24 protein-coding genes are annotated in these 20,076 nt (G+C 66.3%); 22 read left to right on the top strand and 2 right to left on the bottom strand.

The window, feature by feature from the left end; genetic code table 11:
- Nucleotides 1-151: 151 nt before the first annotated feature.
- The 21 genes from ACF8ME_RS02650 to hisA all read left to right on the top strand — a co-directional run bounded on the left by ACF8ME_RS02650 (nucleotide 152) and on the right by hisA (nucleotide 16,363).
- Complete coding sequence (locus tag ACF8ME_RS02650) at nucleotides 152-958, top strand: amino acid ABC transporter substrate-binding protein (protein WP_016445573.1); 807 nt, start codon at nucleotides 152-154, stop codon at nucleotides 956-958.
- A gap of 131 nt (nucleotides 959-1,089) precedes the next feature.
- Nucleotides 1,090-1,743 carry an amino acid ABC transporter permease gene (locus ACF8ME_RS02645; RefSeq protein ID WP_012207336.1) on the top strand — a complete coding sequence of 218 codons (654 nt, stop codon included), beginning with the start codon at nucleotides 1,090-1,092 and terminating at the stop codon, nucleotides 1,741-1,743.
- A complete protein-coding gene (locus ACF8ME_RS02640; RefSeq protein ID WP_275405950.1) occupies nucleotides 1,724-2,512 on the top strand; it encodes an amino acid ABC transporter ATP-binding protein in 789 nt (262 codons plus the stop codon). The genes ACF8ME_RS02645 and ACF8ME_RS02640 overlap by 20 nt, the downstream gene beginning before the upstream one ends.
- A 218-nt stretch (nucleotides 2,513-2,730) precedes the next feature.
- On the top strand, nucleotides 2,731-3,570 hold the full coding sequence (locus tag ACF8ME_RS02635) for an ABC transporter ATP-binding protein (protein WP_016445575.1): 840 nt from the start codon (nucleotides 2,731-2,733) through the stop codon (nucleotides 3,568-3,570).
- Nucleotides 3,567-4,349 carry a lipid asymmetry maintenance ABC transporter permease subunit MlaE gene (gene mlaE / locus ACF8ME_RS02630; RefSeq protein ID WP_016445576.1) on the top strand — a complete coding sequence of 261 codons (783 nt, stop codon included), beginning with the start codon at nucleotides 3,567-3,569 and terminating at the stop codon, nucleotides 4,347-4,349. The genes ACF8ME_RS02635 and mlaE overlap by 4 nt, the downstream gene beginning before the upstream one ends.
- A 43-nt stretch (nucleotides 4,350-4,392) precedes the next feature.
- Nucleotides 4,393-4,878 carry an outer membrane lipid asymmetry maintenance protein MlaD gene (gene mlaD, locus ACF8ME_RS02625; RefSeq protein WP_016445577.1) on the top strand — a complete coding sequence of 162 codons (486 nt, stop codon included), beginning with the start codon at nucleotides 4,393-4,395 and terminating at the stop codon, nucleotides 4,876-4,878.
- Nucleotides 4,875-5,675, top strand: a complete 801-nt coding sequence (locus ACF8ME_RS02620) for a VacJ family lipoprotein (RefSeq protein WP_047326525.1) — start codon at nucleotides 4,875-4,877, stop codon at nucleotides 5,673-5,675. Before mlaD ends, ACF8ME_RS02620 begins: the two co-directional genes overlap by 4 nt.
- 115 nt (nucleotides 5,676-5,790) lie before the next feature.
- Entirely contained in the window at nucleotides 5,791-6,432 is a 642-nt protein-coding gene (locus tag ACF8ME_RS02615; protein WP_392406268.1) for a phospholipid-binding protein MlaC, read from the top strand.
- A gap of 20 nt (nucleotides 6,433-6,452) precedes the next feature.
- Nucleotides 6,453-6,740 (top strand): lipid asymmetry maintenance protein MlaB, encoded by a 288-nt coding sequence (locus tag ACF8ME_RS02610; protein WP_047217101.1) that lies wholly within the window; start codon nucleotides 6,453-6,455, stop codon nucleotides 6,738-6,740.
- 73 nt (nucleotides 6,741-6,813) lie between these two features.
- Entirely contained in the window at nucleotides 6,814-7,743 is a 930-nt protein-coding gene (locus ACF8ME_RS02605; RefSeq protein ID WP_013800798.1) for an ABC transporter ATP-binding protein, read from the top strand.
- The gene (locus ACF8ME_RS02600; protein WP_016445581.1) at nucleotides 7,740-8,495 is read left to right on the top strand and encodes an ABC transporter permease; all 756 of its coding nucleotides are present in this window, start codon (nucleotides 7,740-7,742) and stop codon (nucleotides 8,493-8,495) included. Before ACF8ME_RS02605 ends, ACF8ME_RS02600 begins: the two co-directional genes overlap by 4 nt.
- Nucleotides 8,496-8,621: 126 nt before the next feature.
- Nucleotides 8,622-8,870, top strand: a complete 249-nt coding sequence (locus tag ACF8ME_RS02595; protein ID WP_012207326.1) for a BolA family protein — start codon at nucleotides 8,622-8,624, stop codon at nucleotides 8,868-8,870.
- Between the two features lie 104 nt (nucleotides 8,871-8,974).
- Complete coding sequence (gene murA / locus ACF8ME_RS02590) at nucleotides 8,975-10,243, top strand: UDP-N-acetylglucosamine 1-carboxyvinyltransferase (protein WP_016445582.1); 1,269 nt, start codon at nucleotides 8,975-8,977, stop codon at nucleotides 10,241-10,243.
- Nucleotides 10,240-10,884: an ATP phosphoribosyltransferase gene (gene hisG, locus ACF8ME_RS02585; protein ID WP_017405470.1), complete on the top strand. Its 645-nt coding sequence runs from the start codon at nucleotides 10,240-10,242 to the stop codon at nucleotides 10,882-10,884. The genes murA and hisG overlap by 4 nt, the downstream gene beginning before the upstream one ends.
- A 13-nt stretch (nucleotides 10,885-10,897) precedes the next feature.
- Nucleotides 10,898-12,214, top strand: a complete 1,317-nt coding sequence (gene hisD / locus ACF8ME_RS02580) for a histidinol dehydrogenase (RefSeq protein ID WP_034364866.1) — start codon at nucleotides 10,898-10,900, stop codon at nucleotides 12,212-12,214.
- A gap of 77 nt (nucleotides 12,215-12,291) precedes the next feature.
- Nucleotides 12,292-12,597 carry a hypothetical protein gene (locus ACF8ME_RS02575; protein ID WP_174538854.1) on the top strand — a complete coding sequence of 102 codons (306 nt, stop codon included), beginning with the start codon at nucleotides 12,292-12,294 and terminating at the stop codon, nucleotides 12,595-12,597.
- Nucleotides 12,594-13,031: a PIN domain-containing protein gene (locus ACF8ME_RS02570; RefSeq protein WP_017405473.1), complete on the top strand. Its 438-nt coding sequence runs from the start codon at nucleotides 12,594-12,596 to the stop codon at nucleotides 13,029-13,031. Before ACF8ME_RS02575 ends, ACF8ME_RS02570 begins: the two co-directional genes overlap by 4 nt.
- A gap of 53 nt (nucleotides 13,032-13,084) precedes the next feature.
- A complete protein-coding gene (gene hisC / locus ACF8ME_RS02565) occupies nucleotides 13,085-14,209 on the top strand; it encodes a histidinol-phosphate transaminase (RefSeq protein WP_016445587.1) in 1,125 nt (374 codons plus the stop codon).
- Entirely contained in the window at nucleotides 14,206-14,811 is a 606-nt protein-coding gene (gene hisB, locus ACF8ME_RS02560; protein ID WP_016445588.1) for an imidazoleglycerol-phosphate dehydratase HisB, read from the top strand. Before hisC ends, hisB begins: the two co-directional genes overlap by 4 nt.
- A gap of 81 nt (nucleotides 14,812-14,892) precedes the next feature.
- Nucleotides 14,893-15,561, top strand: a complete 669-nt coding sequence (gene hisH, locus ACF8ME_RS02555) for an imidazole glycerol phosphate synthase subunit HisH (protein WP_017405475.1) — start codon at nucleotides 14,893-14,895, stop codon at nucleotides 15,559-15,561.
- A gap of 61 nt (nucleotides 15,562-15,622) precedes the next feature.
- Nucleotides 15,623-16,363, top strand: coding sequence for a 1-(5-phosphoribosyl)-5-[(5-phosphoribosylamino)methylideneamino]imidazole-4-carboxamide isomerase (gene hisA, locus ACF8ME_RS02550; protein ID WP_016445590.1), 741 nt, complete (start codon nucleotides 15,623-15,625; stop codon nucleotides 16,361-16,363).
- A gap of 85 nt (nucleotides 16,364-16,448) precedes the next feature.
- On the opposite strand, the gene ACF8ME_RS02545 is transcribed toward hisA, so the two are convergent.
- Complete coding sequence (locus tag ACF8ME_RS02545) at nucleotides 16,449-17,633, bottom strand: spherulation-specific family 4 protein (protein WP_392415110.1); 1,185 nt, start codon at nucleotides 17,631-17,633, stop codon at nucleotides 16,449-16,451.
- Between the two features lie 85 nt (nucleotides 17,634-17,718).
- Between ACF8ME_RS02545 and ACF8ME_RS02540 the strand changes: the two genes are divergently transcribed.
- Nucleotides 17,719-18,621, top strand: coding sequence for a D-hexose-6-phosphate mutarotase (locus ACF8ME_RS02540; RefSeq protein WP_392415108.1), 903 nt, complete (start codon nucleotides 17,719-17,721; stop codon nucleotides 18,619-18,621).
- Between the two features lie 71 nt (nucleotides 18,622-18,692).
- Here the strand turns inward: ACF8ME_RS02540 and ACF8ME_RS02535 are convergent, their stop codons facing one another.
- The gene (locus ACF8ME_RS02535; protein WP_034364763.1) at nucleotides 18,693-19,844 is read right to left on the bottom strand and encodes a S1C family serine protease; all 1,152 of its coding nucleotides are present in this window, start codon (nucleotides 19,842-19,844) and stop codon (nucleotides 18,693-18,695) included.
- Nucleotides 19,845-20,076 lie beyond the last annotated feature (232 nt).

Genomic DNA, 20,076 nt, shown 5'->3' with positions numbered 1-20,076 from the left:
GGGGGGCGCCGGTCTGCGCGACAATACGGGATTCGGCGCCGGCACCCAACCGAGACAAAGGTTCCGCCAAGGAACCATTCATTACAACGATTGCGCACCTTGCGTGCAGTGGCCGCCGCCTTTCGCTTTTTCCACTCCAAAGCTTTAAGCCATGAAAAAACGCACCCTCTTGGCCATGGTGGCCCTGTCTGCACTGCTGGCAGCCTGCGGCAAGAACGAGTCCGCATCGACCGCCGCCGCGCCGGTTGCCGCCCCCGTGCCGGCAGCCATGACCAAGTTGGTGATCGGCCTGGACGACAACTTCCCGCCCATGGGCTTTCGTGACGACAAGAACGAGATCGTCGGCTTCGACATCGACATGGCGCGTGAAGCCGCCAAGCGCATGAACGTGGAGGTGGACTTCAAGCCCATCGACTGGAGCGCCAAGGAGGCCGAGCTGGTCGGCAAGCGCGTCGACGCGCTGTGGAACGGCCTGACCATCACCGAAGAGCGCAAGAAGAACATCGCCTTCACCGCGCCCTACATGGAGAACCACCAGATCATCATCGTGCGCGCCGACTCCGACATCAAGGACAAGGCTGGCCTGGCCGGCAAGGTCGTGGGTGCACAGGATGGCAGCTCGGCCGTGGACGCCATCAAGAAGGACGCCGCCGTGGCCGCCAGCTTCAAGGACCTGAAGACCTTCGGCGACAACATCACCGCGCTGATGGACCTGTCGGCCGGCCGCCTGGACGCCGTCGTGGTCGACGAGGTCGTGGGGCGCTTCCACGTGGCCAAGAAGGCTGGCGAGTACCTGGTGCTCGAGGACAACTTCGGCACCGAGGACTACGGCGTGGGCCTGCGCAAGGAGGACACCGAAGTTCTGGGCAAGCTCGAAGCCGCGCTGGCCGAGATGAAGAAGGACGGCAAGGCCGCCGAAATCGCCTCCAAGTGGTTCGGCAAGGACATCATCAAGTAAATCCGGCACACCATGCGACCGGCAAGGCCAGCCTGGCATTGCCGGTCTTTTGCGTTCTGGGACGCACGCGCCCGTGGCTGCCCGGATCCTGCCGATGCCGGCGGGGCCGCGCACCGCACTGAGGCCATTCGATGGAATATGTAATCTCGCTCATGGGGCCGCTGTCCGCCGGCGCCCTGGTCACCCTCAAGCTCTTCGTCATCACCCTGGCGCTGTCCATTCCCCTGGGACTGTCGCTGGCGCTGATGCGCATCTCCCGCTTTCCCGCCCTGAGCCGGCTGGTCGGCGGCTACATCTGGCTGATGCGCGGCACGCCGCTGATGCTGCAGATGCTGTTCATCTACTTCGCGCTGCCCTTCGTGCCCGTGATCGGCGTGCGCCTGCCCGATTTCCCGGCCGCCGTGGTCGCCTTCGCGCTGAACTACGCCGCCTACTTCGCCGAAATCTTCCGCGCGGGCATCCAGTCCGTGGACCGCGGCCAGTACGAGGGCGCCAAGGTGCTGGGCATGAGCTACGGCCAGACCATGCGCCGCATCATCCTGCCGCAGATGTGGGCGCGCATCATCCCGCCCGTGAGCAACGAGACCATCACCCTGGTCAAGGACACCTCGCTGATCTACGTGCTGGCCCTGAACGATCTGCTGCGCGCGGCGCGCGGCATCGTGCAGCGCGATTTCACCATCACGCCCTTCGTGGTGGCCGCAGGCTTCTATCTGGTCATGACTCTCGTGTTGACCTGGATCTTCCAATACCTAGAAAAACGCCATGCCAAATACGACGCGTGATAACGCGCCCGAGACCATGATCTCGGCGCAGAACATCTGCAAGGGCTTTGGCGGCGTGCCGGTGCTGCGCGGCGTTTCGCTGGAGCTGGCGCGTGGCGAGGTGGTGGCCATCATCGGTCCCTCGGGATCGGGCAAGAGCACCTTTTTGCGCTGCCTCAACCACCTGGAAACCATTGACAGCGGCCGTGTCGCCGTCGAGGGCGAGGTGCTGGTGGACAGTGGCGCGGACGGCCGCGCCCACTACGTGCCCGAGGCGCAGATCCGCCAGATCGGCCGCAAGATGGGCATGGTGTTCCAGTCCTTCAACCTGTTCCCGCACCTCACGGTGCTGGAGAACGTCATCGAGGCGCCCATCATCGTCAAGGGCCTCAGGCGCGAGCAGATCGTGCCCAAGGCCGAGGCGCTGCTGCACAAGGTGGGCCTGCTGGAAAAGCGCGATGCCTATCCCAACCGTCTGTCGGGCGGGCAAAAGCAGCGCGTGGCCATTGCCCGGGCCCTGGCCATGGAGCCCGACATCCTGCTGTTCGACGAGCCCACCTCCGCGCTGGACCCCGAGCTGACCGGCGAGGTGCTGCGCACCATGCGCGAGCTGGCGCAGGAGCACATGACCATGCTGGTCGTGACCCACGAGATGGGCTTTGCCCGTGAAGTGGCCAATCGCGTGATCTTCATGGACAAGGGGGAGATCGTCGAGCAAGGCCCTGCGGAAGCATTCTTTGCGGCGCCGCAGCACACGCGGACCCAGGCATTCCTGCAGAACATGTTGTAAAAAAACATCTGTCCAGTCCGGATTTTCCCCAGGTCCAGAGAGCGTGCAACGCTTGTGTAGCAAGCAAAGCATGCTCTTTTTTTTATGGCGGTTTCTGCCATGACTTTTTGAGAAACATACACGGATGTATGTTTATCTCAGGGGGTGGTGAGCAAGCAGCGGCACCTGTCTGCACAATAGCGGGCTTGCCTGCGAACATTTATCGACCGCACCACAGCATGATCCCAACCGCCTCTTTCGTGGAGTTGCGCAACGTCACCTTCGGCTATGGCGAGCGTGTGATCCTGCGCGACCTGTCGCTGCAGGTGCCGCGCGGCAAAGTCACGGCCCTGATGGGCGCATCGGGCGGGGGCAAGACCACCGTGCTGCGCCTGATCGGCGGCCAGCAGCATGCCCAGCAGGGGCAGGTGCTGTTCGATGGCAAGGACGTCACCACCATGGACGCCGCGGGCCTGTACGCTGCGCGCCGGCGCATGGGCATGCTGTTCCAGTTCGGCGCCCTGTTCACCGACATGAGCGTGTTCGACAACGTGGCCTTCCCGCTGCGCGAGCACACCGACCTTCCTGACGAACTGGTCCGCGACATCGTGCTCATGAAGCTGCATGCCGTGGGCCTGCGCGGTGCGCGCGACCTCATGCCCAGCGAGATATCGGGCGGCATGGCCCGCCGCGTGGCGCTGGCGCGGGCCATTGCACTGGACCCCGAACTGGTCATGTACGACGAGCCCTTCGCCGGGCTGGACCCCATTTCCCTGGGCACCGCTGCCCAACTGATCCGAGAACTCAACGACGCCATGGGCCTGACCTCCATCCTGGTGTCCCATGACGTGGAGGAAACCTTCCATGTGGCCGACCATGTCGTCATCCTGGGCAACGGCGGTGTCGCCGCCCAGGGCTCGCCCGAGGAAGTCAAGGCCAATCCCGATCCGCTGGTGCAGCAGTTCATCCACGCACGCGCCACCGGCCCCGTACCCTTCCATTACCCCGGCGTGAGTGCCGAAGAGGATTTCGGCACGCCTGAAAGCCCGGTCAAGGCCAACGGCCGGAGGCGCGCATGAACCGGCTGCATCCCGCTCGCATCGGCGCGGCAGTGCGCCACCAATTGACCCAGCTGGGCATGGGCACCCGCCTGTTCGGCCGCCTGCTCGCGCTGATGGGGCCGGCGCTGGGCAGGCCGCGGCTGATTGGCGACCAGATCCATTTCCTGGGCAACTATTCGCTGGCCATCATCGGCGTGTCCGGCCTGTTCGTCGGTTTCGTGCTGGGCCTGCAGGGCTACTACACCCTGCAGCGCTACGGCTCGGCCGAGGCGCTGGGCCTGCTGGTGGCGCTGTCCCTGGTGCGCGAGCTCGGTCCCGTCGTCACGGCGCTGCTGTTTGCCGGCCGTGCCGGCACGGCGCTGACGGCCGAGATCGGCCTCATGAAGGCCGGCGAGCAGTTGTCGGCCATGGAAATGATGGCCGTGGACCCCGTGCGCCGCATCCTGGCGCCGCGCTTCGTGGCCGGCCTGATCGCCATGCCGCTACTGGCCGCTGTCTTCAGCGCCGTCGGCGTGATCGGCGGCTGGCTGGTGGGCGTGGTCATGATCGGCGTCGATGGCGGTGCCTTCTGGGGCCAGATGCAAAACGGCGTGGACTGGTGGTATGACCTGGGCAACGGCGTTCTCAAGAGCCTGGTGTTCGGCGTGGCGGTGACCTTCATCGCGCTGCTGCAGGGCTATGCAGCCAAGCCCACGCCCGAAGGCGTGTCCCGCGCGACCACGCGCACGGTGGTGATGGCCTCGCTGGCCGTGCTGGGGCTGGACTTCCTGCTCACGGCCACGATGTTCAGCCTTTGACCCGGCACCGAAGCCACCCCCGCAAAACAAGGAAAAACAAACCATGCAGCAATCCAAGAGTGATGTCTGGGTCGGACTGTTCGTGCTGATCGGCGCTGCGGCGCTGGTGTTCCTGGCGCTGCAGTCGGCCAACCTGCTGAGCCTGAGCTTCCAGAAAACCTACACGCTGACCGCGCGCTTCGACAACATCGGCGGACTCAAGCCCAAGGCGGCCGTGCGCAGCGCGGGCGTCGTCGTGGGCCGCGTGGAATCCATCACCTTCGACGATCAGGTCTTTCAGGCCAGCGTGACCATGGCCATGGAAAACCGCTACGCGTTTCCCAAGGACAGTTCCCTGAAGATCCTGACCAGCGGCCTGCTCGGCGACCAGTACATCGGCATCGAAGCCGGCGCAGATGACCACAACCTCAAGGATGGCGACCGCGTCGTCGCAACCCAGTCGGCCGTTGTGCTGGAAAATCTGATCGGACAGTTCCTCTACGGCAAGGCCGAGCAGGGTGGCAGCTCCGGTGCAGGAGGCAAAGAATGACAACCAACCATGAACAGGCGACCGCGGGTCGCCCTGCAGTCCAGGCAGCATCCTGGCAGCGCACAGCCATGCTGGGCACATTGGCCGCCGCTTCGCTGCTCAGCGGCTGCGCCACCGCGCCGGGCGAGGCCCGCAATCCCCAGGACCCGTTCGAGCCGTTCAACCGCAGCGTCTACTCGTTCAACGACGGCCTGGACCGTGCCGTCCTGAAGCCGGTGGCCACGGTCTACCGCGACGTCACTCCGCGTCTGGCCCGCGATGGCGTGAGCAATTTCTTCTCCAACCTCAGCGATGTCTGGTCCTTCGTGAACAACGCGCTGCAGGGCCAGGCCGAAGGCGCCTACAACTCCGTCGTGCGGTTCTCGGTGAATACGGTCTTCGGCCTGGGCGGCTTGCTCGACATCGCCAGCGAGGCCGGCATCGAGCGCCAAAAGCAGGACTTCGGCCAGACCCTGGGTCGCTGGGGCGTGCCCACCGGGCCGTACCTGGTGCTGCCGCTGCTGGGCCCGTCCACGGTGCGTGACACTGCGGCTCTTCCGGTGGATGCCTGGGGCAACCCCATGTCGGCGATCAACGACATCCCGGTTCGCAACAGCCTGTATGTGCTGCGACTGGTGGATACACGTGCCCGCCTGCTCAATGCCTCCGACACGCTGGACTCCGTCGCGCTCGACCGCTACAGCCTGACGCGCGATGTCTACCTGAACCTGCGGCGTGGCAAGTCGGGTGATGACGGTCGCATCGAGGATTACGACGACGATGCCGGCAAGCTGCCGCCCGAAGACGGCGCGAAGTAAGCAGTTCGTAACATCCCGAGATGAAAAACGGCCGCTGCCTGACATGGCGCGGCCGGAAAAATGTGCAATATCAACCCGGTCCGGGGCATGAGGCCCTGCTGGGAAAGGAAGAGTGATGATCAATCGACGTGCCTGGAGTGCTGCCGCTGCAGCCGTGCTGGCCATGGGAACCCTTGGTGCGGCACTGCCGGCCCGCGCAGCCGGCGAGACCCCCGATGCGCTGATCAAGCGTGTCTCCACCGACGTGCTGGAAACCATCAAGAAGGACCCCTCGCTGCGCGAGGGCGATGTCTCCAAGGTCAATGCGCTGGTCAATGACAAGGTCATGCCGTATGTGAATTTCCGCCGCATGACCTCCGCTTCGGTGGGGCCGGCCTGGCGCCAGGCCACGCCTGCGCAGCGCGAGAAGCTGGAGACCGAGTTCAAGGCCCTGCTGATCCGCACCTATTCGGGCGCGCTGACGCAGGTCAGCAACCAGACCATCAACGTCAAGCCCCTGCGCGCGGCAGCCGGCGACACCGATGTGCTGGTGCGCACCGAGGTGCTGGGCCGCGGCGAGCCCGTGCAGCTGGACTACCGGCTCGAGAAGTCCGGCGACGGCTGGAAGATCTACAACCTGAACGTGCTGGGCGTGTGGCTGGTGGAAACCTACCGCAACCAGTTCAGCCAGGAAATCAATGCCCGCGGCATCGACGGCCTGATCGAGACCCTGGCCACGCGCAGCAAGATGCCGGCCACGCCGCCCTCCAAGGGCTGACAGCCGCGGACGCACGCGCCATGCTGCAGCTCCCCCGTGAACTGACCTACCGCCAGGCGCGCAGCTGTCTCGTGCAGCTGCGGCCCCAGGTGCAGGCCTTCGACGGCGCCCAGGTGCGTGTCGATGCCAGCGGTGTCGAGGTCTTCGACTCGTCCGCACTGGCCGTGCTGCTGGCCTGCCGCCGCACCGCGAAGGCGGCAGACAAGCAATTGGTGGTCGTGGGCCTGCCGCAGGGCCTGCAGTCCATGGCGGCGCTGTATGGCGTCGACGGGCTGCTGGCCGACATGGCCGCATCCTCCCCCTCCTGAGCCGGCGCAGCGCGCCGCTGCAAAGAGCCCTGCAAGGCAGGTTTGGCTGCAAGGGCCTAGAATCGCGCCTCGCATGTCTGCCGTCTCATTCCAATCCATCTCCAAGACCTACCAGACCCCCAAGGGGGCCTTCCAGGCGCTCAACCACGTGAGTCTGGACATTGAGGAGGGCGAGTTCTTCGGCCTGCTCGGTCCCAATGGCGCTGGCAAGACCACGATGATCAGCATCCTGGCCGGCCTGTCGCGCGCCACCAGCGGCCGCGTGCTGGTCCAGGGCAGCGACGTGCATGCCGACTACTCGGCTGCCCGGCGCAAGCTGGGCATCGTGCCGCAGGAGCTGGTCTTCGATCCCTTCTTCAATGTGCGCGAGGCGCTGCGCTTTCAGTCCGGCTATTTCGGCGTCAGGAACAACGACGACTGGATCGACGAGCTGCTGCACAGCCTGGGGCTGACCGACAAGGCCAATTCCAACATGCGCCAGCTGTCCGGCGGCATGAAGCGCCGCGTGCTGGTGGCCCAGGCGCTGGTGCACAAGCCGCCCATCATCGTGCTCGACGAGCCCACGGCCGGCGTGGACGTGGAGCTGCGCCAGACGCTGTGGCACTTCATCGCACGCCTGAACCGCGAAGGCCATACCGTGCTGCTCACCACCCACTACCTGGAAGAGGCCGAGGCGCTGTGCAGCCGCGTGGCCATGCTCAAGCAGGGCAACATCGTCAAGCTCTCGACCATGTCGGATCTGCTCAAGTCCGCCTCCTCCAACGTGCTGCAGTTCAAGACCGATACCGCCTTGCCGCCGGCCCTGGCCGCACGGGCGCGGGTGACCGGCCGCATCGTGCAGATACCCGCCAACGACGCCAGCGATGTGGAGCGCCTGCTCGCCGCGCTGCGCGAGGGCTCCGTCGTGCCCGAGGACGTGGAAATCCGCCGCGCCGATCTGGAGGACGTCTTCATCCATGTGATGAATGAGCAGGGGCAGACTTCGCAGGGAGCTTCGGCATGAACGGCTGGCAGACCCTGCTCAAGAAGGAAGTGCTGCGCTTTTGGAAGGTCAGCTTCCAGACCGTGGCCGCACCCGTGCTCACGGCCGTGCTCTATCTGCTGATCTTCGGCCATGTGCTCGAAGGCCGGGTGCTGGTGTACGACCGCATCAGCTACACGGCCTTCCTGATCCCTGGCCTGGTGATGATGAGCGTGCTGCAGAACGCCTTCGCCAACAGCTCCTCCAGCCTGGTGCAGAGCAAGATCATGGGCTCCATGGTCTTCGTGCTGCTCACGCCGCTGTCGCACTGGGCCTGGTTCGGGGCCTATGTGGGAGCGTCGGTGCTGCGCGGGCTGCTGGTGGGCGCGGGCGTGTTCGTCGTCACGCTGTACTTCGCCATTCCCGAATTCACGGCGCCGCTGTGGATTCTGGTCTTCGGCCTGCTGGGCGCGGCGCTGCTGGGCACGCTGGGTGTGATCGCCGGCCTGTGGGCCGACAAGTTCGACCAGATGGCGGCCTTCCAGAACTTCCTGATCATGCCCATGACGTTCCTGTCGGGCGTGTTCTATTCGATCCAGTCCCTGCCGCCTTTTTGGCAAAAAGTCAGCCATCTGAACCCGTTTTTCTACATGATCGACGGTTTCCGCTACGGCTTCTTCGGCCAGAGCGACGTATCGCCCTGGGTCAGCCTGGCCATCGTCGGCTCGGCCTGGCTGGCGGTGAGTGCCCTGGCCGTGCATCTGCTGCGCATCGGCTACAAGATCCGCGGCTGAGGTTTTTCCTCAGGCTGCGGCGGGCGCTGTGCCGGCATTTTCGAACCCACCCATGAACAGGCGGCCGGCGCCCGGCGCCGCCGCCAACCAAGGCCATGCCGCGATGCATGGCAGGAAAGCTTCCCCATGACTGCAGACCAACTCAAGGAACTGATCGCCACCGGCCTGCCTTGCGAACACATTGCGCTGGAAGGCGACGGACGGCACTGGTTTGCCACCATCGTCTCGGCCCAATTCGAGGGCCAGCGCCTGCTGCAGCGCCAGCGCCTGGTCTACGCCACGCTGGGCCAGCGCATGCATACCGACGAGGTCCATGCGCTGTCCATGAAGACCTACACGCCCGCCGAGTGGGCTGCCCAGGCCGGCCAGGCCTGAGCGCACAGCCCGGTCACGACGCCTCAGACTTTCTGCCGCAACTGGTCGATACGGCCCGTGCGGCATCTCCTTTTTCCCGATTTCCAGATTCAAGTCTGTCAGCCATGGACAAACTCCTGATTCGCGGTGGCCGAGCGCTGCATGGCGAGGTGACGGTCTCCGGCGCCAAGAATGCCGCCCTGCCCGAGCTGTGCGCCGCGCTGCTGTCGTCCGAGCCCGTCACCCTGCGCAATGTGCCGCGCCTGCAGGACGTGGCCACCATGCTCAAGCTCATCCGCAACATGGGTGTCGGCGCCGAGCACGATGACAGCGGCACCGTGCGCATCCACGCCGGCTCGCTGTCCAACCCCGAGGCACCCTACGAACTGGTCAAGACCATGCGCGCCTCGGTCCTGGCCCTGGGCCCGCTGCTGGCCCGATTCGGCCAGGCCCGCGTGTCGCTGCCCGGCGGCTGCGCCATCGGCTCGCGCCCCGTGGACCAGCACATCAAGGGCCTGCAGGCCATGGGCGCCGAGATCGTTGTCGAGAACGGCTACATGCACGCGTGCCTGCCCGGGCATCTCAAGCGCCTGCAGGGCGCCCGCATCACCACCGACATGGTGACGGTCACGGGCACCGAGAACTTCCTGATGGCCGCCGTGCTGGCAGAAGGCGAGACGGTGCTGGAAAACGCCGCCATGGAGCCCGAGATCGGCGACCTGGCCGAAATGCTCATCAAGATGGGCGCAAGGATCGAAGGGCACGGCACCAGCCGCATCGTCATCCAGGGTGTGGAGCGGCTGAGCGGCTGCGAGCACCAGGTGGTGGCCGACCGCATCGAGGCCGGCACCTTCCTGTGCGCCGTGGCGGCCACGGGCGGCGAGGCGCTGCTGCGCAATGGCCGTGCCGACCACCTGGGCGCGGTCATCGACAAGCTCAAGGACGCTGGGGCCGAAGTGTCCGCCGAGGAGGGCGGCATCCGCGTGCGCGCCGCCGGCAAGCTCAAGGCCCAGAGTTTCCGCACTACCGAGTACCCGGGCTTTCCCACCGACATGCAGGCGCAGTTCATGGCGCTGAACCTGGTGGCCGAAGGCTGCAGCATGGTCACCGAGACCATCTTCGAGAACCGCTTCATGCACGTCGACGAGATGCTGCGCCTGGGCGCGCAGATCACCACCGACGGACGCGTGGCCACCATCACCGGCAGCCAGTCGCTGTCGGGCGCGGCCGTCATGGCCACCGACCTGCGCGCTTCGGCCAGCCTGGTCATCGCCGGCCTCGTGGCCAAGGGCGAGACCCTGGTCGATCGCATCTATCATCTGGACCGCGGCTACGATCGCATGGAAGACAAGCTGCGCGGCCTGGGTGCCGACATCGAAAGAGTTTCCCAATGACCATCACGATTGCCCTGTCCAAGGGCCGCATCTACGACGAAACCGTGCCGCTGCTGGCCGCTGCCGGCATCTCGGTCACCGAAGACATTGAAAAGTCGCGCAAGCTGATCTTCGAGACCAACCAGAGCCACGTGCGCGTGGTGCTGGTGCGCGCCTCCGACGTGCCGGTCTACGTGCAGTACGGCGGCGCCGACCTCGGCGTGGCCGGCCTGGACTCCCTGATCGAGCATGGTGCCCAGGGCCTGTACCAGCCCCTGGACCTGAAGATCGCGCGCTGCCGCGTCAGCGTCGCCGTGCGCAACGGCTTCGACTACGCGCTGGCCGTCAAGCAGGGCGCCCGTCTGCGCATCGCCACCAAGTATCCCGAGATCGCGCGCAACTTCTTCGCCACCAAGGGCGTGCACGTGGACATGGTCAAGCTCTACGGCTCCATGGAGCTGGCCCCGCTGACCGGTATGGCCGACGCCATCGTCGACCTGGTGTCCACCGGCAACACGCTTAGGGCCAATGACCTGGTCGAGGTCGAGCCCATCATGGAGATCAGCTCGCGCCTGGTGGTCAACCAGGCCTCGCTCAAGCTCAAGCAGGCCCCTCTGCGCAAGATCATCGATGCCTTCGCATCGGCCATTCCCCAAGACTGAAGCCCTCTGCACCATGGAATACCAAGCCGCTCCCGCCCGCCTGTCCACGCTTGACGCCAACTTCGAACACGATTTTGCGCAGCGCCTGCATTGGTCGGCGGACACGGACGCGGCCATCGAGCAGCGCGTGGCCGACATCCTGGCCGATGTGCAAAAGCGCGGCGATGCGGCCGTGCTGGAGTACACGGCGCGCTTCGACGGCTTGCAGGTGGACGGCATGGCAGCGCTGGAGCTGACGCAGGCCGAGCTCAAGGCCGCCTTCGACAGCCTGGGCGACGAGCAGCGCGATGCGCTGACGGCCGCTGCCCAGCGCGTGCGCACCTACCACGAGGCACAAAAGCGCGCCAGCGGCGAGAGCTGGAGCTACCGCGACGCCGATGGAACCCTGCTGGGCCAGAAGGTCACGCCGCTGGATCGCGTGGGCATCTATGTGCCCGGCGGCAAGGCCGCCTATCCGTCCAGCGTGCTGATGAATGCCATTCCCGCCCATGTGGCTGGCGTGCAGGAAATCATCATGGTCGTGCCCACGCCGCGCGGCGAGAAGAACGCCCTGGTGCTGGCGGCTGCCTATGTGGCGGGCGTCACGCGCGGCTTCACCATCGGCGGTGCCCAGGCCGTGGCGGCCCTGGCCTACGGCACGGCCACCATCCCCAAGGTGGACAAGATCACCGGCCCCGGCAATGCCTATGTGGCCAGCGCCAAGAAGCGGGTGTTCGGCACCGTGGGCATCGACATGATTGCCGGCCCCAGTGAAATCCTGGTGCTGGCCGACGGCAGCACACCGCCCGACTGGGTGGCCATGGACCTGTTCAGCCAGGCCGAGCATGACGAGCTGGCGCAGAGCATCCTGCTGTGCCCGGATGCCGACTACATCGCCGCCGTCCAGCGCGAGATCGACCGCCTGCTGCCCGAGATGCCGCGGCGCGCCATCATCGCCAAGAGCCTGAGCGACCGGGGTGCCCTCATCCTCACGCGCGACATGCAGGAGGCCTGCGCCATCAGCAACCGCATCGCGCCCGAGCACCTGGAAGTCTCCAGCAACGATCCCCACCAGTGGGAGCCGCTGCTGCGCCATGCAGGCGCCATCTTCCTGGGGGCCTACACCAGCGAAAGCCTGGGCGACTACTGTGCCGGCCCCAACCATGTGCTGCCCACCAGCGGCACGGCGCGCTTTTCCTCGCCGCTGGGGGTCTATGACTTCCAGAAACGATCCAGCCTCATCGAGGTCAGCGAGCAGGGCGCCCAGACCCTGGGCCGCATCGCCTCGGTGCTGGCGCATGGCGAAGGCCTGCAAGGCCATGCGCGCGCTGCCGAAATGCGCCTGAAGTAGACACTCGCTTCCTATTGGACGAAGGCGCCGTCACCGAAAGGGGCGGCGCTTTTTGCTGCCTGAACGCTAGAGCAAGTATGTCAAGAATCGACACGAAATCAGTGGAGCACGAATTTCGTGTAGACTTGCACCCTGTGAAGAACCTCACCATCACCGTCGAAGACAGCGTGCTCGAATGGGCGCGCATCGAGGCCGCGCGCCGCGGCACCAGCGTCTCGCGCATGGTGGGCGACTTCATGGCCGAGATGCAGCGCCGCGAGGACGCCTACGAGCGCGCCTACCTGGCCTGGCGCACCGACGAGCGCGGCTGGGACGGCGGCCAGCCGTCATCCACGCAGCCCGCCCAGCGCAGTGCCGCGCTGCGCCGCGAGGGCCAGGCATGAACACCGTCTTCGTCGATACCTCCGTGCTGGTCGCTGCCGAAGACACGGGGCAGGGCGCCTTGCATGCCGCCGTGCTGCAGTGGCTGGACCTGCTGTGGCGCACGCGCAGCGGGCGCACCGGCAGTCAGTCGCTGTGCGAGTTCTATGAACAGGTCACCACGGCCGCCCAGCCTTTGCCGCAGGGCGATGCGCGCGCCGCCATCCGCCGCTACCAGACCTGGACGCCCTGGAAGACCGATGCCGCCACGCTGGAGACCGCCTGGGCCGTGCAATCGCGCCACCAGCTGGCCTTTGGCGACTGCCTGGCCGTGGCCTGCGCCCAGCACAGCGGCTGCGAGCAGATGCTGACCCTGCACCTGCCGCACGGCGCCCAGTTTGGCGGCGTCGCCATGGTGCACCCGCTGCACCAGGTGCCGCCGCAGCAGCAGGCCTGAGCGGCTTCGCTGATGGATTTCTTCCCCCACTGACTCGTGAAAGTGTGCATGCCATGACAGCTTCCATTCCGCAGGTTCAGGCCCTGGCCCTGGAGCGCATCCGCGCCGATGTCCGCTCCATGCATGCCTACCATGTGCAGCCCTCGCAAGGCCTGCTCAAGATGGACACGATGGAGAACCCCTTCCGACTGCCACCCGAGCTGCAGGCCGCGCTGGGCGAGCGCCTGGGCCGGCTGGAGATCAACCGCTACCCTGGCGAGCGCCAGGAAGTGCTCAAGGACATGCTGGCCCGCTACGCGCAGGCGCCGGCCGGCAGCGCCGTGCTGCTGGGCAATGGCTCGGACGAGATCATCACGCTGCTGGCCCTGGCCTGTGCCCAGCCCCACGCCGAGGGCCGCGCCACCATGCTGGCGCCCATGCCGGGCTTCGTCATGTATCCCATGAGCGCCAGGCTGCAGGGCCTGGACTTTGTGGGGGTCGACCTGACGGCCGACTTCGAGCTGGACGTGCCCGCCATGCGCGCCGCCATTGCCGAGCACCGCCCCGCCATCACCTATATCGCCTATCCCAACAATCCCACGGCCACGCTCTGGGCCGAGGCCGATGTGCAGGCCGTGATCGACGCGGTCGGCGCCATCGGCGGCCTGGTCGTCATGGACGAGGCCTACCAGCCCTTCGCCCGCCGCAGCTGGGCAGAGAACATGCGCGCCGACCCGGCCCGCAACGCCCATGTGCTGCTGATGCGCACGCTCAGCAAGTTCGGCCTGGCCGGCGCGCGCCTGGGCTATCTGATCGGCCCGGCCGCCATCGTCGGCGAGATCGACAAGGTGCGCCCGCCCTACAACATCAGCGTGCTCAACTGCGAGACGGCCATCTTCGCGCTGGAGCACGAGGCGCTGTATGCGCAGCAGGCCGTGGCCATCCGCGCCGAGCGCCAGCCGCTGATCGACGCGCTGACCGCGCTGCCGGGTGTGGAAAAGACCTGGCCATCCGAGGCCAACATGGTCTTGCTGCGCGTGCGCGATGCCGCGCGTGCCCAGGCCGAGATGAAGGCCCGGGGCGTGCTGGTGAAGAACGTCAGTGCCATGCACCCGCTGCTGGCCAATTGCCTGCGCCTGACCGTGGGCACCCACGAAGAAAACGCCCAGATGCTGGCGGCCCTGAAGGAATCCCTATGAGCAATGCAGTCCCCGCACGCACCGCCGAAGTGCAGCGCAACACCGCCGAGACCCGGATCAAGGTCGCCATCAACCTGGACGGCACGGGCAAGGCCAGCCTGCACTCGGGCATCGGCTTTCTGGACCACATGCTCGACCAGATCGCGCGCCATGGCCTGATCGACCTGGACATCGAGTGCGAGGGCGACCTGCACATCGACGGCCACCACACGGTGGAGGACATCGGCATCACCCTGGGCCAGGCCTTTGCCAAGGCCGTGGGCGACAAGAAGGGCATCCGCCGCTACGGCCACGCCTATGTGCCGCTGGACGAGGCCCTGAGCCGCGTGGTCATCGATTTCTCGGGCCGTCCCGGGCTGCACATGGACGTGAAATTCACGGCCGGCAGCATCGGCCAGCTCGACACCCAGCTGGTCTACGAATTCTTCCAGGGCTTCGTCAACCATGCGGGCGTGACCCTGCACATCGACAACCTCAAGGGCTTCAATGCCCACCACCAGTGCGAGACCATCTTCAAGGCCTTCGCACGCGCCCTGCGCTTTGCGCTGGAGCATGACGAGCGCATGGCCGGCGTCATCCCCTCGACCAAGGGCGCTCTGTAAAGAGAAGCGATTGGCATCGGCCAGAACTTGATCTGACCGGGCAATCCCGCCGAAAATCCGACAGAACACGCGCCACACGCTATGAGTTTGACTGACAACACCGTCGCCGTCGTCGATTACGGCATGGGCAATCTGCGCTCGGTTTCACAGGCCGTGCGCACGGCCGCCGCCGATTCCGGCTGGCAGGTCGTTGTGACCTCCGATCCCGAGGTGGTCCTGGCCGCCGACCGCGTCGTGCTGCCGGGCCAGGGCGCCATGCCCGACTGCATGCGCGAGCTGCGCGAATCCGGCCTGCAGGAAGCCGTGCTGCATGCCGCTGCCAACAAGCCCCTGTTCGGCGTCTGCGTGGGCATGCAGATGCTGCTGGACCACAGCGACGAAGGTGACGTGCCCGGCCTGGGCCTCATCCCCGGCAACGTGCGCAAGTTCGATCTGGCGGGCCGCACCCAGGCCGATGGCAGCCGCTTCAAGGTTCCGCAGATGGGCTGGAACCGCGTGCACCAGACGCACAACGCCGGCCATGCCCACCCGCTGTGGCGTGGAATTCCCGAAGACAGCTTCTACTACTTCGTGCACAGTTTCTATGCCGTGGTGCAGCAGCCGCAGCATTGCGCTGCGCAGGCCGACTACGGCGGGCGCTTTGCCTGCGCCATCGCGCGCGATAATATTTTCGCCACGCAGTTTCACCCCGAAAAAAGCGCTGACCAGGGCCTGGCCCTGTTCCGCAACTTTCTGGGCTGGAAGCCCTGAATCCCCTTTTCTTCCCCGCACCGGCCGCTGAATCCCAGGCCTTCATTGCTCGCAAACCATCATGCTGCTCATTCCTGCCATCGACCTCAAGGACGGCCACTGCGTACGCCTCATCCAGGGTGATATGGACCAGTCGACCACGTTCGGCGAAGACCCGGCCATCATCGCCCGCCGCTGGCTCGACGCCGGCGCGCGCCGCCTGCATCTGGTGGACCTCAATGGCGCGTTTGCGGGCCAGCCCAAGAACCTTGCGGCCATCAAGGCCATCCTCAAAGAGGTGGACGGCCGGATTCCGGTGCAGCTCGGCGGAGGCATCCGTGACCTGGACACCATCGAGAAATACATAGATGCCGGCATCAGCTACGTGATCATCGGCACCGCTGCCGTGAAGAATCCCGGCTTTCTGCAGGATGCCTGCAGCGCCTTCGGCGGCCATGTGATCGTCGGACTCGACGCCAAGGACGGCAAGGTCGCCATCGACGGCTGGAGCAAGCTCACGGGCCAGGACGTGCATTCGGTGGCCAAGCGCTTCGAGGACTGGGGTGTGGAGTCCATCATCTACACCGACATCGGCCGCGACGGCATGCTCACGGGCATCAACATCGATGCCACCGTCAATCTTGCCCAATCGCTGAAGATCCCCGTCATCGCCTCGGGTGGCCTGGCGGGCATGGCCGACATCGAGGCGCTGTGCAAGGTCGAGGACGAAGGCATCGAGGGCGTGATCTGCGGTCGCGCCATCTACTCGGGCGATCTCGACTTCGCCGCAGCGCAGGCTCGCGCCGACGAACTCACGGCCTGAGCGGCCTGCGCCTTCTCGATATTCGCGGGCGCCTGTCCCTGACAGGCGCCCGCGCTGCATTCAGCGCCGGGGTTTCAAGCGGCCTCTACGAGCAGGCGGGAAGGGCTTGCCCGGCATTGGTGGCGCGCACGGTCTGCACAAAGGCATCCCAGTAATTCGGCAGCCCGGCCCAGGGGTTGCCCACGCCGGTGCTGGGCTCGAACTCCAGCTGGGTCACATAGATCCATCCCGCCTGGTAGCGTGCCGAGGCGGCCGACTGCACGGCCGTCTGCATGGCCGCGCAGCCCGACACGTTGTGCACCAGCGAGGCCTGGTGGCTATTGGCCAGCCCGTACAGCCAATCGAAACTGGTCGTGCGCGGATCGTAGGTGGCGTACGTGGAGCCCTTGCCCTCGAACGTGGTCAGCACATCGGCCACATCGGCATAACCGGCCACGGGCACGAGGCCTGGGTTGCCGATCACGATCAGGTCGGGATTCTTGGCCTTGATGTACTGGTAGATGCTGCGGTAGAAGTCCAGCCGGTTGGCGGTGGCCGCCATCTCGTCAATGAAGAAGCCCTTGACCAGGCCTGCGCCGTAGTGCGTGAAATAGTTGTCGATATTGGCCTGGATGCTGGCCAGCGATCGCGTGCCCGTGCCATAGCTGGAGCTCACATAGCCCACCAACTGCCCGCCCGCGTTGGCAAAAGCGGTTGCGGCGCGCGTGATGTTCGCATCCGGGCCACTGAAAATGCCGTTGGCCGGGTTCAGGATGGCCGTCATCTGCACGGTCGGATTTGCCTGGGCGCTGGCTGCCAGCGCATTCCAGGCCGTGGCCCCCGCGCCCGTGGGATAGAAATACGCAGGCACCAGCACCCGCAGCGGCGCAGGAGCCGGGCGCAGATAGAAGGTCTGCGAAGCGCTGCCCGTGCGGCTTCCCACGGTGGCGCTGGCCTGCACCTGCTGGCGGCCCGGCGTGGCGCCGGTCAGGGAGGCAGTTGCCACGCCGGAGCTGGTCAGCGCCGAGGTGCTGACGCCTGTGGCTGCGCTGAAGCTCACCACGGTTCCATCGGCGGCATTCACGCCATCTGCGAGAACACCTGCGCGCAGGGTCAGTGCCGAGCCTGCAGTCACCACATCCCTGGCGGCAGGGGCCGTCCATTGCACGGTGACCGAGGTCACTCCGGGCTGGCCGGTGCCGCCGCCATCGCCCCCGGCGCCGCCGCCAGCGCTGCTGTCACCACCACCGCCTCCGCCGCAGGAAGCCAAGGAGGCGGCCAGGGCGAGCATGCCGAGTCGCAGGACAAGAGGAGAGGGAGCGTGGGAGCGTTGCATGACAGAGGAAGGCTGGGCGGGGGAAAGGCTATATTCAAGCATGAAAGTTACATCTTCCTTTCCTGCAGTAACAGCTTTACCTGCGGCCGCGCAAGCTCCCGGCGCCTGCGCTGATGCATGGCAGGGCCTGCCCGCCATCCGCCTGCGCCTGGCCTGCGGCGATGCTGCCCTGGTGGCCTTGCAGGGGGCGCAACTGCTTTCCTGGCAGGCAGGTGGCGAGGAGCAACTGTTCCTGAGTCCCCTGGCGGCCCATGACGGCCACACACCCATACGCGGCGGTATTCCGGTCTGCTTTCCCCAATTCAACCAACGCGGCCCGCTGGTCAAGCACGGCTTTGCGCGCACCCTGCCGTGGCAGGCTGATGCAGCACAGGCCGAGGTTCTTGCCGGCGATGGCTTGTTCCTGCGGCTCAGGCTCGCCGACACGCCGCAGACGCGCGCCGTCTGGCCGCCTTCCTTCGAGACCTGGCTGGAGGTGACGCTGTTGCCCGGCCGGCTTGACGTGGAGCTGGTAGTGCACAATCGGGGCGACACGCCTTTGGCTTTCACTGCCGCCTTGCACAGCTACCTGCGCGTGGCGGACGTGGAGCAATGCCGCCTGCAAGGCCTTGACGGCCTGCCTTACTGGGATGCCGTGGCCGACACCCATCCCACGCAGCACGGTGACGTGCGCTTTGGCGAAGAGCTCGATCGCGTCTACCCCCGGCCCGGGAACGCCATGGAGCTGGCCGCACCTGGCGGCGGCTTGCGGATCTCGCAGGATGCCGCCTGGACCGAGACTGTGGTCTGGAACCCCGGCCCCGCGCTGTGTGAACGTCTGCCCGACATGCCGCCGCAGGGGTGGCGGCAGATGCTGTGCGTGGAGGCCGCCGCCATCGATGCGCCCGTGCATGTGGCGCCCGGCGCGCAATGGCGCGCGGCCCAGCGCCTGCACAAGCTGTAGCTCAGCACCGGCCCTGCAATGGAAAAAGCGCCTGTGAACAGGCGCTTTTTTCGTTGGGGCGGGGGGCCGGGTCAGCGGCGCTGCATGCGCTGTGCCGACTGCGAAGGGCGCAGGCCCGGGGTGATCTGCAGCTCCACGGGGCCTTCGCCCCGGCGCACATCGAATTTCGCGGCCTCGCCGGGCTTGAGCGCGGCCACGGCGGTCAGCAGCTCGGACACATTGCGGATGGGCTTGTCGCCCACCTGCACGATCACATCGCCCGGGCGCATGCCGGCCTGGGCAGCGGGGCCTGCCTGCAGCACGCCGGTGATGATCACGCCGGAGTCGGCCTTCACGCCAAAGGTCTCTGCCAGCTCCGGCGACAGCTCATTGGGCTCCACGCCGATCCAGCCGCGCACCACGCGGCCGTCCTTGACGATGCCGTCCAGCACCAGCTTGGCCGTGGACACGGGAATCGCAAAGCCGATGCCCATGCTGCCGCCCGAGCGCGAATAGATGGCGGTATTGATGCCCAGCAGATTGCCGCTGGCATCCACCAGCGCGCCGCCCGAATTGCCGGGGTTGATGGCCGCATCGGTCTGGATGAAGTTCTCGAAGGTATTGATGCCCAGCTGGCTGCGGCCCAGGGCACTGACGATGCCGCTGGTCACCGTCTGGCCCACGCCGAAGGGGTTGCCGATGGCCAGCACGCGGTCGCCCACGTCGATCTGGTCGGAATTGCCCAGAACGATGACGGGCAGCTTGTCCAGGGCGATCTTGAGCACGGCCAGGTCGGTCTCGGGATCGGTACCGATCACCTGGGCCTTGGCCTGGCGGCTGTCGGTCAGCGTGACCTCGATGTCATCGGCGCCCTCGACCACATGGTTGTTGGTCAGGATGTAGCCGTCCGGGCTGATGATCACGCCGCTGCCCAGGCCTGCCTGCTCCTGCGTGCCCTGGTCGCCGAAGAAGAACTGGAACCACGGATCGTTGCTGCGCGGATGCCGTACCGCCTTGCTGGTGTTGATGCTCACCACGGCCGGCGCTGCCTTCTTGGCCGCAGGTGCAAAGCTGCCCGGGCTGACTTCTCCGACGGGCGTGGCCGGCGCCTCCAGCAACGCAATGCCCGCGTTGCTGCGCACGGCGCCGCGGCGCAGCCAGTCCGGCTGCAGGGTGGCAACGACGAAGTAGGCAGCCACCAGGATGGTGACCGCCTGCGAAAACAGCAGCCAGGTGCGTTTCATGAAGTGTGGTGTTCTGTGCGGGAGTACAAGGCCCCATTGTGAGGCATGTCGTGAGCGGGGCGGTGGGCCGGCGGGCGAGCACCAAAGCCGCGCTCCCCACACAGCTACAGTACAAACCCTAGAATCCCCCGACGACTGCGCCACGCCGCGTTCGCTGTTGCGCCGGCCCACAAGCCGGCCCCAAGAGAGAGCCAAGTCCTCCGATCCCGAAGTCTTGCAGAACGATCTGCCG

The organism is Delftia sp. WSY_7, assembly GCF_043104845.1.
In the GTDB taxonomy this organism is placed as follows: domain Bacteria; phylum Pseudomonadota; class Gammaproteobacteria; order Burkholderiales; family Burkholderiaceae_C; genus Comamonas; species Comamonas tsuruhatensis.
The sequence above is the reverse complement of the archived record's forward strand: the minus strand, read 5'-3'. Positions and strand labels throughout refer to the sequence as shown.

What these genes read in the sequence shown, in the direction of transcription:
- ACF8ME_RS02575 (WP_174538854.1), top strand. Translation starts at nt 12,292, where the DNA reads ATGTCAAGAATCGACACGAAATCAGTGGAGCACGAATTTCGTGTAGAC.
- hisA (WP_016445590.1), top strand. Translation starts at nt 15,623, where the DNA reads ATGCTGCTCATTCCTGCCATCGACCTCAAGGACGGCCACTGCGTACGC.
- ACF8ME_RS02650 (WP_016445573.1), top strand. Translation starts at nt 152, where the DNA reads ATGAAAAAACGCACCCTCTTGGCCATGGTGGCCCTGTCTGCACTGCTG.
- ACF8ME_RS02635 (WP_016445575.1), top strand. Translation starts at nt 2,731, where the DNA reads ATGATCCCAACCGCCTCTTTCGTGGAGTTGCGCAACGTCACCTTCGGC.
- mlaE (WP_016445576.1), top strand. Translation starts at nt 3,567, where the DNA reads ATGAACCGGCTGCATCCCGCTCGCATCGGCGCGGCAGTGCGCCACCAA.
- hisD (WP_034364866.1), top strand. Translation starts at nt 10,898, where the DNA reads ATGGAATACCAAGCCGCTCCCGCCCGCCTGTCCACGCTTGACGCCAAC.
- ACF8ME_RS02640 (WP_275405950.1), top strand. Translation starts at nt 1,724, where the DNA reads ATGCCAAATACGACGCGTGATAACGCGCCCGAGACCATGATCTCGGCG.
- ACF8ME_RS02595 (WP_012207326.1), top strand. Translation starts at nt 8,622, where the DNA reads ATGACTGCAGACCAACTCAAGGAACTGATCGCCACCGGCCTGCCTTGC.
- ACF8ME_RS02645 (WP_012207336.1), top strand. Translation starts at nt 1,090, where the DNA reads ATGGAATATGTAATCTCGCTCATGGGGCCGCTGTCCGCCGGCGCCCTG.
- ACF8ME_RS02535 (WP_034364763.1), bottom strand. Translation starts at nt 19,844, where the DNA reads ATGAAACGCACCTGGCTGCTGTTTTCGCAGGCGGTCACCATCCTGGTG.
- ACF8ME_RS02545 (WP_392415110.1), bottom strand. Translation starts at nt 17,633, where the DNA reads ATGCTCGCCCTGGCCGCCTCCTTGGCTTCCTGCGGCGGAGGCGGTGGT.
- ACF8ME_RS02615 (WP_392406268.1), top strand. Translation starts at nt 5,791, where the DNA reads ATGATCAATCGACGTGCCTGGAGTGCTGCCGCTGCAGCCGTGCTGGCC.
- hisH (WP_017405475.1), top strand. Translation starts at nt 14,893, where the DNA reads ATGAGTTTGACTGACAACACCGTCGCCGTCGTCGATTACGGCATGGGC.
- hisB (WP_016445588.1), top strand. Translation starts at nt 14,206, where the DNA reads ATGAGCAATGCAGTCCCCGCACGCACCGCCGAAGTGCAGCGCAACACC.
- murA (WP_016445582.1), top strand. Translation starts at nt 8,975, where the DNA reads ATGGACAAACTCCTGATTCGCGGTGGCCGAGCGCTGCATGGCGAGGTG.
- ACF8ME_RS02540 (WP_392415108.1), top strand. Translation starts at nt 17,719, where the DNA reads ATGAAAGTTACATCTTCCTTTCCTGCAGTAACAGCTTTACCTGCGGCC.
- ACF8ME_RS02570 (WP_017405473.1), top strand. Translation starts at nt 12,594, where the DNA reads ATGAACACCGTCTTCGTCGATACCTCCGTGCTGGTCGCTGCCGAAGAC.
- mlaD (WP_016445577.1), top strand. Translation starts at nt 4,393, where the DNA reads ATGCAGCAATCCAAGAGTGATGTCTGGGTCGGACTGTTCGTGCTGATC.
- ACF8ME_RS02600 (WP_016445581.1), top strand. Translation starts at nt 7,740, where the DNA reads ATGAACGGCTGGCAGACCCTGCTCAAGAAGGAAGTGCTGCGCTTTTGG.
- ACF8ME_RS02620 (WP_047326525.1), top strand. Translation starts at nt 4,875, where the DNA reads ATGACAACCAACCATGAACAGGCGACCGCGGGTCGCCCTGCAGTCCAG.
- hisG (WP_017405470.1), top strand. Translation starts at nt 10,240, where the DNA reads ATGACCATCACGATTGCCCTGTCCAAGGGCCGCATCTACGACGAAACC.
- hisC (WP_016445587.1), top strand. Translation starts at nt 13,085, where the DNA reads ATGACAGCTTCCATTCCGCAGGTTCAGGCCCTGGCCCTGGAGCGCATC.
- ACF8ME_RS02610 (WP_047217101.1), top strand. Translation starts at nt 6,453, where the DNA reads ATGCTGCAGCTCCCCCGTGAACTGACCTACCGCCAGGCGCGCAGCTGT.
- ACF8ME_RS02605 (WP_013800798.1), top strand. Translation starts at nt 6,814, where the DNA reads ATGTCTGCCGTCTCATTCCAATCCATCTCCAAGACCTACCAGACCCCC.